Raw genomic sequence first — 11,934 nt, 5'->3', positions numbered from 1 at the left:
AAGGGCCGGGGGAGTGATCCCCCGGCCCTAGTCATGCGCAGCGTTGGATTGTGAGGCACAAGTGCAGTTGACGAAGCAGTAGAGTAATCACTCAGCAGCTTGTTGTCCGTCCTCCATCGTGTGCCACCACGTACCATTCACGCTGTGCGCCACGTTCTGCACTTCACCCTTCACTACATCGAAGCGCAGTGATCCATCGGCCAGCGTGACGTGTGCTCGCCGGTCGTCGTGAAGCTCAATGCGCCCGATAATGTTGCCCATGAGCACAAGCAGCTTGTTGCGTGCGGTGAGGCGTGTAGGCAGGTCGGCTGCTTTGGCGAGTGCTTCTAGGGCTTCAGCCTCTGCGATGATCTCGCCTGTAGTGCCAGTGCCCCGCGCCACCGCCAGTTGGTGTTCCAGTTCAGCCTTGCGAGTGTCCCACGTATCCAGCTCTCGGCTGAGTTCTCGATAAGCCAATCTGATGCTGGTGCTTTCCTCATCAGCCAGCATTTCACCCAGCATCTCGAAACGGCGCAGCTTGCGCGCGTGTTCGTCAGCCAGCCCGACAATCTGCTTACGCAGGAGCTTGACCTGTTCGTTCTCGACAGCCTGCGTTTCCCAGAACGTCTGCCGGTACTTGATGCCCGCGAGCACTCCCTGTTCGATCAGGTCGATGTCCCACCAGACCTTGCAGGTGCAGGTGCCTGCACTGCGGTGGTTGGCGGCGCAGATGAAATAATTGTAGCTGGTGCCGTTGGGCAGTGGCTTACCGTAGCGAGTGCGGGTCACTGAGCCACATGCTGCACAGAAGACCTTGCCCCTGAACAGGTTCCCTACCCTGCCGTCTTTGCGGCCGCTGCCAGTGCGGTTGTTCTGCGCCCTCACTGCCTGAGTGCGGTTCCACAGATCGAAGCCGATGACCCTGGGATAGTAGTCAGTCAGCACGTCTGTCTTGCTGTCAGCCTTGAATTTGCGTGGTCCGACCTGTCGCCGGGGCTGAAACTCGCCCAGCACGTTTCGGGCAGTGAGGATCTTACCGATAGTGGCAGGCTGCCAGCCAGGCGTTACACCCGGACTGAGTGTGCGGCCCGTGAAAGTCGGCACACCCTCGGCATTGAGGATGCTGGCCACTTTTGCCATGCCCATGCCCTGATCGGCGGTCATCTCGAATATGCGCCGGAGCACTGCCACGCGTTCGGGAACCAAGTCCCACTTCTTTGTGGCAGTGTTCCATTTGAGCCAGTGCGGCGCCTTCAGCGTGAAGGGCTTGTCGCGGCTGGTGGCCAGCTTGGCTCGCTTGTTGGCCCAAGCGTCTGAGATGCGGCCTGCTTTAGTGACTGATTCCTCGTGGGCGCGCATCATGACCATGATGGAGCCCAGCAACAGCGTGGGCTCAGCTGCAACGCTTTCCCAGGTGTAGTGCCGCCTGTCCGTCAGCGTGACGATCTCGATGCCAGCTTTCAACAAGACGTGAAACTGCGCTTGGGCGTCGAGTGGATGCGCGCGAGATAGACGGTCCAGGCTTTCGACAATCAGGATGCTGCCACGTGGCACCCTGCCCGCTTCGATCTCTCGCAGAAAGCCACCGAATGCGCCTTTCAAGTTGGCACCTGTGTAGGCGCTTACGCCCTCGTCGCGCAGGTCGGTGTTGAGTTCCCATCCCTGTGCAGCAGCGTAGTCAGCCGCCTTCTGCATCTGACGGCGTACACTGTCGCCTTTAGCCTGCTCTGGACTGGAAAATCTAAGGTACGAGTAGGCTAGCCGTTTCTGCATAGCACCCCTGTATTTCTCACTAGGAATCAATACCTAGCGCTCAGACGCAGCAGCTAGCAAGCACAGTCCTACATGTGCCGTACTAAAGAAGCCCTAAGCTGTTGATTTCAGGCGCAGGAAAGGTCCGCAAACTGCAAACCACGCTACCTTGTTGGCCGTGCGAATGTCGGGCAGCGCCTTCATCACCGGGCCGCGGCCATACACCTCGCCCGGCACCTTCATCCAGCGGAAGGCGATGAACGGGCTGTCGAGGAAGCGTCCCGACGCCAGCGGCACCGGCTGCCCATCATGGTCCAGCACGGCGAGGAAGCCGCTGCCGGACCGCTCCGGCCACACCGCTTCGACAACCCGCATCCGGCGCGGCGATGCCCCGTCCTCGTCCGGCACCGTCAGGACCGGCGGCAACGCGGCACCGGGATAGCGCGCCAGGATCGCGGAGGCGTCCAGCATCACCGACCGGTAGACGATGTCGAGCCTGCCGCTCGGCCCCTCCTCCAGCACGGCTTCGCGCAGCGGCACGGCGGTGAAGCGCAGCGCGGAAGCGGCGCCCGCCGGTGCTTCCTCCACCAGCAGCACGCCGGTCCCGGCCACCACAAGGTCCAGAAAGGCCTGGTGCATCTCGACGGCGAAGTTGGAACGGTCGAGGTGTCCTTGCAGCGTCTCAGCCGCCTCCTCCAGCGCGGCGGCGGCGGCGCTTCCATCCGGGCCATCCGCCAAGCCGCGGCTTGGCGCCAGGCCGAACCAGCGGGACCAGGGAGGGGTCAGCTCGGCCAACAGGCTGGCGGCAAGCTGCTCGGCGGCATCGGGTGCCGTTGCATCGTACAAGGCCGGGCCGCCGCTGCCGGGCGTGCCGTTCAACACGTGGTCGTAGCAATCCTGCCAGATGCTTTCCCAGGGCCGGCGGCGCGTTTCGGCGGCGGCCTGGCGCATCAGCAGCGTTTCGGGGGAGAGGCTCATCGCGTCCTTATTCCCCGAGCAGGGTTCTGCGCGCCCCGGCCAGGCCGGCGGGCGCCGGCTCCAGCACGCCGCGGGCGGAGGTCGTGATCGCGCCCGCCATGCCGCGGCGGGCGCGCTCCTGGTTGTTCTGCCGCGCGGCTCGTGCGGCGGCTTCAGGTGGGGGGCCGGAGGGCGGCGGCGGGGCCGGCTCGCTCGCGGTCACGACCACCGGCTTCGGGGCTCGGAACAGGCCACCCATGCGCGTGCTGGCTCCTCTGCGATGCGGCATTCAAAGGCCCAAACGACAAAGCCCGTCCGGAGGGGTCCGGACGGGCTCATTCGATCGGGGGATCGGGGATGGTCAGCACCGGGCGCAACTCGCCCGGTGACAAGCAGAGTTCTACAGCGCCTCCATTGGAGAGTCAATGATTTTTTTCCTATCATGCCTCCAGCGGCGCAGTGCACCAAATAGCTGGCGCGGCGTCAGCGCGAACGGCGCCTCGCTGCCCAGCAATGCGCGGCACACGGAAACGCAGGAATAAGGAGACAGCGGGGGAAGCATTGAGCAGGCTGCGGGGCCGGGCTCGAACGGCCCCAGCAGGGTCAGCCCGGCCCGCCGGTAGAACGCCGGCAGGTCGAACTCCGCCGGCAGGACGGGGCGCGCCACGAGCAATCGGCCGGATAATGGTTCCACCACGGTCCAGCCATTCGCGTCCTGCAGCACGGCGAAGCAGTGGCGGAAGCCGGGGCGCAACAGGCGCATCCAGAGCCGGTCGGCGCGCCCGCCGAACCCGATCCAGACGCGCTGCGCATCCTCGGCCAGGCGATGCGGCGCCAGACGGGGGATCATGGTGAAATCCTTACTCCGCAGGCCGGAAGGACAGGGCAACCACAGTGTTCTCGTCCGGCACCACCATCTCCGGCCCGACCACGATTCCCTTGACGCGCAGCGGCCAGTCCAGGCGCTGCATCGCCTCGGTCCACAGGCGCCAATCGGCCGCTTCGCGCTGATAGCGCGGATTGGGCGCCTCGCCCCGCTCACCCCAGATGCGCAGGATGCGGGCATGGTTCATGTCGATGCGGCGCTGGCGGTACAACCGGTCCAGGCACTTCACCACGTCATCCGGTTCGCAGGGTCGCTGCGCCTTGCCCGCCCCGGCCACGATGCGCGCACCGTCACGCCGTGCCGTCAGCGCGGCCATGGTCCAAAACCATGCGTCTTCGGCGCTGCGGAAGGGCTCCGCCTTGGCGAGGCTGGAAAGAACGGGGGCGGAGCTGGTGCGGAGCGTAGCGGCCATCGGAGTTGTTCGCCTGTCGGTTGCGATGGCGGCAATGTTCACGAACACGTTATAGGCGTCAACGCCTATTTATGATTTATTTCCTGTTGCAATCCGACGGAAAGCCTAGGACAATAGGCCCATGCGTCATGACGACATCTGGCGTGCAGTGGATGCCCTGGCAGCCGAGCACGGCCTTTCGCCATCCGGTCTCGCACGCAAGGCCGGGCTGGATCCAACCGCGTTCAATCCCTCCAAGCGCACGGGTGGAGATGGCCGCGCGCGATGGCCGTCCACCGAAAGCATCGCCAAGATCCTGTCGGCCACCGATACCGGGATGGAGAGCTTCGCATCCTTGGTAACCGGCACAGCACCGGCGCTGAACAGCGGGGCACGCAGCCAGGCCGGGCGCCGCATCCCCCTGATTGGCATGGCACAGGCAGGCGGCGATGGCTTCTTCGGCGATGGCGGCTACCCGGTCGGAGCCGGCTGGGATGAGATCAGCACGCCCGAGCTGAGCGATCCCAACGCCTATGCGCTGGAGATTTCCGGTGACAGCATGGAGCCGGTGTTCCGCGACGGCGACATCATCATCGTGTCGCCGAATGCGCCGGTGCGGCGTGGCGACCGCGTGGTGTGCCGCACCGCCCGTGGGGAGGTGATGGCGAAGGAGTTGCTGCGCCAATCCGCCCGGCGGATCGAACTGGCCAGCCTGAATCCGGCGCATCCCAACTACAGCTTCGACCTTTCGGAGGTCACCTGGCTGCACCGGATCCTGTGGGCCAGCCAGTAACCGCCAGGAAGACCATCCGGACGGGCCGGCGTCCCTGACAGGGCAGATGGCAGCCTGACCTGCCCACCCGACGCGATCGTTGCGGAGCGGAGCCTCCTAGCGTCCGGCGGCGAGCGCCTCCAACAGGCGTTGCGGATCATTCTCCGCCCGGCAGGCCAGGTAGCGGCCATCGCCCAGCGGAACGGCCGCCAGCCCGGTGTCCTCATAGGCACGGATCAGCTCCGGCCCGACCTGCCAGAAGGCATGTGCCACGCCATTGCGCTCGCACAGGTCGCGGAACCGCCACAGCACCGCGATCCGCGCATTCGCGTCGCCTGCCGGATCGCCCAGGCCGATCCACACATCGTCGCGCCGAACAAAGGCAAAGCCGGCGCCGCGGCCGCCCTCGGCGAAGATGGCGCCATCCGCTTCCGCCGGAACGCGTGCGCCCAGATCCAGGAGCCGCGTCCGCGTTGCCAGATCATAGGCCGGCGCCCGGATCCGCGCCGGCCGCAGCAACCGGAACACCGCCACCAGAAGCAGAACGCCGCTCACCCCCACGGCGAAGCGCAGGGTATGCGGGGTTTCGGTTGAGAACGGCACCGCCCACCAGGGTTCGTCCGCCACCGGCCCCTGCCAGCCGATCTGCGCCAGGATCAGCGCCGCCATCACCGAAGCCGCCAGCGGCATCAGCGTGCCGCCCGCCAGCGGTTCGCCGGTCAGTCTGGCATCGCGATAAAAGGCCGTCCGCAAACAGGCCAACAACCCGGCCAGCGCCAGAAAGCCGCCCGACACGAACCATGGCTCGCCCCGCAGCAGCGTGACAATGGAGCCCAGCATCAGCAGCACGATGCCCGAGACCCAGGCGATGCGCAGCCGCCGCACCATGCCGTAGGCGACCACCAGCAACAGGGATCCGATCACCGAGGCGGCGAAATGGCTGGCCAGCGCCGCCCATTCCCCCACCCACTGCGCCAGCGGCGAGCCGCGCGCCGGCAACGCGCCGATGAACAGCAGCGCCACGCCCGACAGGCCCGACAGCCCGGCCAGCGCCGGTCCTTCCAGCGAATCGGTGACGCGGCTTTCCGGGCCGATGCGGGTGAGCAGGTGCCGCCGCTGGTTCACCTCGAAACCGGCAAACAGCGCTCCGGCCAGGAACAGCGGCACGATGTAGTAGAAGAAGCGGAACAGCAGCAGCGCACCGATCACCTGCGGCGCCGGAACATAGGGCTGCAGTCCAATCAGCACCGCCGAGTCGAACACCCCCAGCCCGCCCGGCACATTGGCCGCCAGCCCTGCCGTATAGGCAGCGAGGTAGATGCCGAGGAAGCGCGCGAAGCTCAGCCCCTCGGCCGAGGGCAGCAGCGCATAAAAGATCATCGCCGTGACCGCCACGTCGACGCTGGCCAGCACCGTCTGCGCACAGGCCATACGAAAGCCAGGAAGATCGATGCGATACCCGAACAGGGTGAAATGCGGCAGAAACCGCGACAACAGGATATAGCCAGCCACCACCCCGAGCAGCAGCAGCCCCACCAGCTGCATCGCCCAGTGCGGCAGGTTGGCCGCGATCCAGGGCACCACCTCCGGCTCCCAGATCAGCACCAACCCGCCGAGCGCCATGCCGCCCAGCCCGAAGGTCAGCGAGGTGAAGGCGATCACCTTGGCGATCTCCGCCGGCGTCAGTCCCCAGGCGGCATAGAAGCGGTAGCGGACTGCCGCGCCGGACACGGCGGCGAAGCCGAGATTATGCGCCAGGGTATAGGCGCAGAAGGATGCCAGCGAGGTGCGCGCATAGCTCACCGGCTTGCCCGCATAAACGGAGCCGAGCCGGTCATAGATGGTCAGCACCCCATAGGCGAGCACCGTCCAGCCACCCGCCACCCACAGCGCGTGGGACGGGACGGCGGAGATCGCGGCCCGGATCTCCGCCATGGAGAGGTGCCGCATCTCGCGCTGCACCACGTAGAGCGCACCGATCAGCAGCAGCAGGCCGAACACGGTGGGGCCATGCCGGCGCAGTGCGCGCAGCACCGCGCTCACGCCTGTGCCGTCTCCGCGGCCGGCACTTCGAGGGGTCGGGCCAATGCTTCCTCGATCAGGCGGATGGTTTCCGGCACGCCATAGGCAGCGGCAAGGGAGCCGAAGCGGGGCCCCTGATCCGCCCCCACCAGCACCTGGTAGAGCGCGTTGAACCAACCGCGCGCCACGCCGGGCGAACCATCCTTCATCACCTGGATGAACGGCTCGCGCCGCCCGGCATCGTAAACATCGGTCTGGATGCGCTCCGCCTGCCTAAGACCCGGCGGCAGGGCCTCGATCTCGGCCTGATGCGCGCGCAGCAACTCGATCAGCGCCTGGAAACAGGGCCGTTCGGCGGCCGTCGGGGCGCGCGGCGACAAGGAGGGCAGGATGAAGTCGCGCGAATACGCCACGGCGTACTCCACCAGTTGCCCCAGCAGCGGCTGGGTTTCCGGCGTCACCCCGGGGGCATAGTTGCGCACGAACTGCCACAGCCGCTCTGGCGTGTCGGCGGCGGACACGGTGGCCAGGTTCATCAGCATGCCGAAGGTCAGCGGCGGCTCCGGCGTGTTCGGCACCTCTCCGCCATGGATATGCCAGTCCGGGTTGGCCGGGTCCGGATGGGCACGAAGGCGCTCGCGCTGCTGCAGGTACTCGTCGGTGGCGCGCGGGATCACATCGAAATGCAGCCGCTTCGCCCGCCCCGGCTGGCCATACATGAAATAGGCGAGGCTTTCCGGGGGGGCGTAGCGCAGCCATTCCTCGATGGTCAGGCCGTTACCCTTGGACTTGGAGATCTTCTGCCCATTGGCATCGAGGAACAGCTCATAGGTCATGCTCACCGGCGGCTCCGTTCCCAGCACCCGGCAGATCGCCGAGGACAGGCGCACGCTGTCGATCAGGTCCTTGCCCGACATCTCGTAATCGACGCCGAGCGCGAACCAGCGCATGGCCCAGTCCGCTTTCCACTGCGCCTTCACGTGGCCACCGGTGACCGGCGTCTCGTAGCGCTCGCCGGTGTCCGGGTCGCGCCACACCACCGTGCCATCCCGCGGCCGGGTTTCCTCCATCGGCACCTGCATCACAATGCCGGTTTTCGGATGCACCGGCAGGAAAGGCGAGTAGGTGGCGCGGCGATCCGGCCCCAGCGTCGGCAGGATCACCTGCCGCACCTCCTCATGCGCCTCCAGCATGCGCCGCAGCGCGGCATCGAAGCGGCCGGACCTGTAGTAATCGGTGGCCGAGGCGAATTCATATTCGAAGCCGAAGGCATCGAGGAACTTGCGCAGCCGGGCGTTGTTGTGGTGCCCGAAGCTCTCATGCGTGCCGAAGGGGTCGGGGATCGCGGTCAACGACTTGCCGAGATGCATGCGCAGCATGTCGCCGTTCGGCACGTTGTCCGGCACCTTGCGCAGCCCGTCCATGTCGTCCGAGAAGGCCAGCAGCCGCCCCGGCAACCCGGTGAGGCGCTGAAAGGCCTGCCGCACCCAGGTGGTGCGCGCCACCTCGCCGAAGGTGCCGATATGCGGCAGGCCGGAGGGACCGTAGCCGGTCTCGAACAGCGCCGACGTTTTTTCTGCCGCAGCGATGCGGTCAGCGACCTTGGCAGCCTCCTCGAAGGGCCAGGCCTTGACGGTGCGAAGCGATGGATCGGCGGTCATGTGCGCCCCATGCCAGCGGGAAGGCCGGCGGTCAACGCGCCAATCCGGGAGCCTGCCCCGGGGTTGCGCGCGGGTGAGCCATGATCGGCAAAAACCCTGTGGTGATCTGGCCTCGTTCGCCTTTTGCCCCTAGTTTCCCGCCGTGTCCTCCACGCCTGGCGCCAAGGGTGCCCTCCCCCCTCGCCTCGTGCTGCCCGGCGCGCCGGCCCTGGTGACCCCGGCGCCCGGCCGGGCCGCGCTGTTGACGCCCGATGGCGAATTGTCGCTGCTGACGGCACGCGAAGTGCCGGCGGCGCTGCGCGAACTCGGCCCGCCGATCTGCGTCCATGCCCCCGCCACGGCGAAGCGCCTGAATCTTCCCGGCCTGCCCGGCGCCTGGGACCTGCTGGAACTGTTCGCCTTCTGCCTGCCCGCGCAGCCGGCGCCGCCGACGCCGCGCGGCCTGGCCCTGGCACTGGACCTGCCGCCGCCCGCCGACGCCGAATCCGCGGCCGCCCTGTTGCCGGAAATCGCCACCGAATTGCTGCGCCGTCTGGCCCGCGCCCGCAACGCCCCGCTGAACCGCGACGCCGCCACGCTGGCGGCCCGGTTGTGGGAGGCGGCCCAGTGGCCCTGGGCGGAATCCGTGCTCGCCGCTCTCGGCCAGGCCACCGCCCGCCCTTCGCAGGACGGCCTGAAGGTGTGGCGCAACCTGCCCGAATGGGAGGAGCCCTCCCCGCCGCCGCCGCCCGGCTCCTTTTCCGTCACACCGGCCGAGGCGCGTGCCAGGCTGGCCGAGATCCTCGGCGACGGCGCCGAGCAGCGGCCGTCCCAGGGCGATTTCGCCTCCGCCGCCTCCATGGCCTTTACTCCGCGGGAACTGCCCGGCGAGCCCCGGCTGGTGCTGGCCGAGGCCGGCACCGGCACCGGCAAGACGCTGGGCTACGTGGCGCCAGCCAGCCTGTGGGCTGAGCGCAACGGTGCGCCGGTCTGGATCGCCACCTACACCCGCAACCTGCAGCGCCAGCTCGATCAGGAACTGGCGCGCCTTTACCCCGACCCCGAGGAGCGGCGGCAGCGCGTGGTGATCCGCAAGGGGCGCGAGAACTACCTGTGCCTGCTCAACTATGACGAGGCCACGGCGGCGGTGATGCCGGCCCGCCTGCCGGCCATGGCGCTGGTGTCGCGCTGGGCGCTGGCAACGCGCGACGGGGACCTGCTGGGCGGCGACTTCCCGGGCTGGCTGGTGGAGCTGTTTCCGCCCGGCGCCATCTCCCTGCTCGCGGACCGTCGCGGCGAGTGCATCCATTCCGCCTGCCCGCATTGGAAGCGCTGCTACGTGGAACATTCGATCCGCCGCGCCGCGCATGCCCGGCTGGTGGTGGCCAACCATGCGCTGGTGATGGTGCAGGCGGCACTGGGCGGCGGCGATGACGGCGCCGCGCTGCGCTACGTGTTCGACGAGGGCCACCACCTGTTCGACGCCGCCGACGGCGCCTTCTCGGCCGAGCTCTCGGGTGCCGAGATGGCGGAGCTGCGCCGCTGGCTGCTGGGCAATGAGGGCGGCCGCAGCCGCGCGCGGGGCCTGCGCCGCCGGCTGGATGAATTGCTCACTGAGCATCCCGCCCTGGTGCCGCCGCTGGAGCTGATCGAACGTGCCGTCCGCGCCCTGCCCTCCCCCGGCTGGTGGGACCGCTGGGCCGCCCTGCCGCAAGCAGAGGAGGATCGCGCCGAAGATCAGGACGAGACACCAGCCGATCCGCGCCCCGTGATCCCCGCCGAGGCCCATCCGGACGTGGCGGAGAATTTCCTGCGCGCCGCCCGCGCCCAGGTTCTGGCACGCACCGCCGAAGGCGATCCGCTCTACGATGCCGAATGCGACCTCCATCCGCTGCATGACGGCCTGCCGGCAGCCGCCGCCCTGCTCGAGGATGCGCTGGAGCGGCTGCGCACCCCGCTGAAGCACCTGAACAAGCTGCTGGGCGACCTGCTGGAAGATCCAGACCAGGAGCTGGAAACCGGCGACCGCATCCGGCTGGAAACCGCCACCCGCTCGATCGACCGGCGCGCCATCATGCCGCTCACCGCCTGGATCTCCATGCTCGCCCGGCTGCGTGAGCCGCCGGCCGAGCCGGGCCAGCGCCCGACCTATGTGGACTGGCTGGCGCTGTCCCGGCGGGAAGGGCGCGACATCGATGCCGGGCTGCACCGCCACTGGCTCGACCCCACCGTGCCCTTCGCATCCCAGGTCGCGGCGCCGGCGCATGGCGTGCTGATCGCCTCCGCCACGCTGCGCGACGCGGCCAAGCAGGATCCGGATGCCGCCTGGCGCGAGGCGGAGGCGCGCACCGGCGTGCAGCACCTGCCCAATCCGGCGATCCGCGCCGCCCTTCCCTCTCCCTTCGACTACGCCGCCAACACGCGTGCCTTCGTGGTGGAGGACATCTCGCGCGACAGCCCGGGTCAGATCGCCGCCGCCATGCAGCAGCTGTTCCTGGCTTCCGGCGGCGGTGCCCTCGGCCTGTTCACCGCCATCCGCCGCCTGCGCGACGTGCATGCGCGCATCGCCCCCGCCCTGGCCGAGGCCGGTCTGCCGCTTTATGCACAGCACGTGGACGCCATGGACAGCGCGACCCTGGTGGACATCTTCCGCGCCGAGGAGGATTCCTGCCTGCTCGGCACCGATGCCTTGCGGGACGGGGTGGACGTGCCGGGCCGCGCGCTCCGCCTGCTGGTGTTCGACCGTGTGCCCTGGCCGCGGCCTTCCATCCTGCACCGGGAACGACGCATCCATCTCTCGGGCGGCCGCCCCGGCGCCTATGACGATGCCATCGCCCGGCACCGGTTGCGCCAGGCCTTTGGCCGTCTGGTGCGCCGCGCCGATGATCGCGGCGTGTTCGTGCTGCTCGACCCCCGTACCCCTTCCCGCCTGCTGACCGGCCTGCCCGAAGGCGTGGTGCCGCAGCGCCTGGGCCTGGCCGAGGCGGTTCGGCAGGCGGCGGCCTTTCTGTCGGAAGCCTGACCCCCCGCCCAGGCGGGGCCTCCGGGGCGCGAGCCTTGCAGGATCCTCCGCGCGGGGCGAACAATACTGAAAAGGATATCGCCCATGCCCCACACCAAGATCCGGTTCACCAAGCAGGAGGCGCTGGTTTGCGCCATGGTGCTGATGTCGGCCGCCGACCAGCAGATGTCGGATGCCGAGCTCGGCATGATGTCGCGCCTGGTGCAGGAACTGCCGGTGTTCGACGGCTTCCAGCTGCGCGAGATCGAGACGGTGACCGAATCCTGCCTCACCCTGCTCGGCCAGAGCGACGGCCTGGACCGCGCCTGCAGCCTGCTGCGCGAGGTGCTGCCGCCCCGGCTGCGCGAAACCGCCTACCTGCTGGCCTGCGAGGTCGCCGCCGCCGATGGCGAGGCGACGCAGGAGGAGCTGCAATTCCTGCAGGATTTCCGCATCGGGCTGGACATCGACCGGCTGATTGCCGGCGCCATCGAGCGCGCCGCCAAGGCCCGCTACCAGATCATCTGATCGATC

The 11,934-nt window shown here is 68.2% G+C and carries 10 protein-coding genes; 3 read left to right on the top strand and 7 right to left on the bottom strand.

Annotation, left to right across the window (positions count from 1 at the left end; translation table 11 throughout):
• Positions 1-87 precede the first annotated feature (87 nt).
• From D2K64_RS14485 to D2K64_RS14465, 5 genes are all read right to left on the bottom strand, one after another.
• The gene (locus tag D2K64_RS14485; RefSeq protein WP_120009091.1) at positions 88-1,752 is read right to left on the bottom strand and encodes a recombinase family protein; all 1,665 of its coding nucleotides are present in this window, start codon (positions 1,750-1,752) and stop codon (positions 88-90) included.
• Between the two features lie 93 nt (positions 1,753-1,845).
• Positions 1,846-2,709 (bottom strand): portal protein, encoded by an 864-nt coding sequence (locus D2K64_RS14480; RefSeq protein WP_120009090.1) that lies wholly within the window; start codon positions 2,707-2,709, stop codon positions 1,846-1,848.
• Positions 2,710-2,716: 7 nt separating this feature from the next.
• Positions 2,717-2,947 (bottom strand): hypothetical protein, encoded by a 231-nt coding sequence (locus D2K64_RS14475; RefSeq protein WP_120009089.1) that lies wholly within the window; start codon positions 2,945-2,947, stop codon positions 2,717-2,719.
• 141 nt (positions 2,948-3,088) lie between these two features.
• Positions 3,089-3,538, bottom strand: coding sequence for a hypothetical protein (locus D2K64_RS14470; RefSeq protein WP_120009088.1), 450 nt, complete (start codon positions 3,536-3,538; stop codon positions 3,089-3,091).
• A 10-nt stretch (positions 3,539-3,548) separates the two neighbouring features.
• Positions 3,549-3,986 carry a hypothetical protein gene (locus tag D2K64_RS14465; protein ID WP_120009126.1) on the bottom strand — a complete coding sequence of 146 codons (438 nt, stop codon included), beginning with the start codon at positions 3,984-3,986 and terminating at the stop codon, positions 3,549-3,551.
• A gap of 121 nt (positions 3,987-4,107) precedes the next feature.
• Between D2K64_RS14465 and D2K64_RS14460 the strand changes: the two genes are divergently transcribed.
• On the top strand, positions 4,108-4,758 hold the full coding sequence (locus tag D2K64_RS14460) for a S24 family peptidase (protein ID WP_120009087.1): 651 nt from the start codon (positions 4,108-4,110) through the stop codon (positions 4,756-4,758).
• Positions 4,759-4,854: 96 nt separating this feature from the next.
• Here D2K64_RS14460 and D2K64_RS14455 read toward each other — a convergent pair whose 3' ends face one another.
• Both D2K64_RS14455 and D2K64_RS14450 read right to left on the bottom strand, forming a co-directional pair.
• A complete protein-coding gene (locus D2K64_RS14455; protein ID WP_120009086.1) occupies positions 4,855-6,780 on the bottom strand; it encodes a phosphatidylglycerol lysyltransferase domain-containing protein in 1,926 nt (641 codons plus the stop codon).
• Positions 6,777-8,420, bottom strand: coding sequence for a lysine--tRNA ligase (locus D2K64_RS14450; protein WP_120009085.1), 1,644 nt, complete (start codon positions 8,418-8,420; stop codon positions 6,777-6,779). Before D2K64_RS14450 ends, D2K64_RS14455 begins: the two co-directional genes overlap by 4 nt.
• A gap of 142 nt (positions 8,421-8,562) precedes the next feature.
• Here D2K64_RS14450 and D2K64_RS14445 point away from each other — a divergent pair, with 142 nt between their 5' ends.
• Both D2K64_RS14445 and D2K64_RS14440 read left to right on the top strand, forming a co-directional pair.
• Positions 8,563-11,421, top strand: a complete 2,859-nt coding sequence (locus tag D2K64_RS14445) for an ATP-dependent DNA helicase (RefSeq protein ID WP_238384199.1) — start codon at positions 8,563-8,565, stop codon at positions 11,419-11,421.
• 84 nt (positions 11,422-11,505) lie between these two features.
• Entirely contained in the window at positions 11,506-11,928 is a 423-nt protein-coding gene (locus tag D2K64_RS14440; RefSeq protein WP_120009083.1) for a tellurite resistance TerB family protein, read from the top strand.
• Positions 11,929-11,934 lie beyond the last annotated feature (6 nt).

Origin of the sequence: Teichococcus vastitatis (genome assembly GCF_003604215.1) — a bacterium.
Lineage (GTDB): Bacteria > Pseudomonadota > Alphaproteobacteria > Acetobacterales > Acetobacteraceae > Pseudoroseomonas > Pseudoroseomonas vastitatis.
Note: the sequence above shows the minus strand (reverse complement) of the source record. Positions and strands in the feature narration are given on the sequence as shown.

Bases quoted from the DNA above. Each gene is read 5' to 3' on its own strand.
- D2K64_RS14460 (WP_120009087.1), top strand. From the start codon at position 4,108: ATGCGTCATGACGACATCTGGCGTGCAGTGGATGCCCTGGCAGCCGAG.
- D2K64_RS14485 (WP_120009091.1), bottom strand. From the start codon at position 1,752: ATGCAGAAACGGCTAGCCTACTCGTACCTTAGATTTTCCAGTCCAGAG.
- D2K64_RS14480 (WP_120009090.1), bottom strand. From the start codon at position 2,709: ATGAGCCTCTCCCCCGAAACGCTGCTGATGCGCCAGGCCGCCGCCGAA.
- D2K64_RS14475 (WP_120009089.1), bottom strand. From the start codon at position 2,947: ATGGGTGGCCTGTTCCGAGCCCCGAAGCCGGTGGTCGTGACCGCGAGC.
- D2K64_RS14465 (WP_120009126.1), bottom strand. From the start codon at position 3,986: ATGGCCGCTACGCTCCGCACCAGCTCCGCCCCCGTTCTTTCCAGCCTC.
- D2K64_RS14450 (WP_120009085.1), bottom strand. From the start codon at position 8,420: ATGACCGCCGATCCATCGCTTCGCACCGTCAAGGCCTGGCCCTTCGAG.
- D2K64_RS14470 (WP_120009088.1), bottom strand. From the start codon at position 3,538: ATGATCCCCCGTCTGGCGCCGCATCGCCTGGCCGAGGATGCGCAGCGC.
- D2K64_RS14440 (WP_120009083.1), top strand. From the start codon at position 11,506: ATGCCCCACACCAAGATCCGGTTCACCAAGCAGGAGGCGCTGGTTTGC.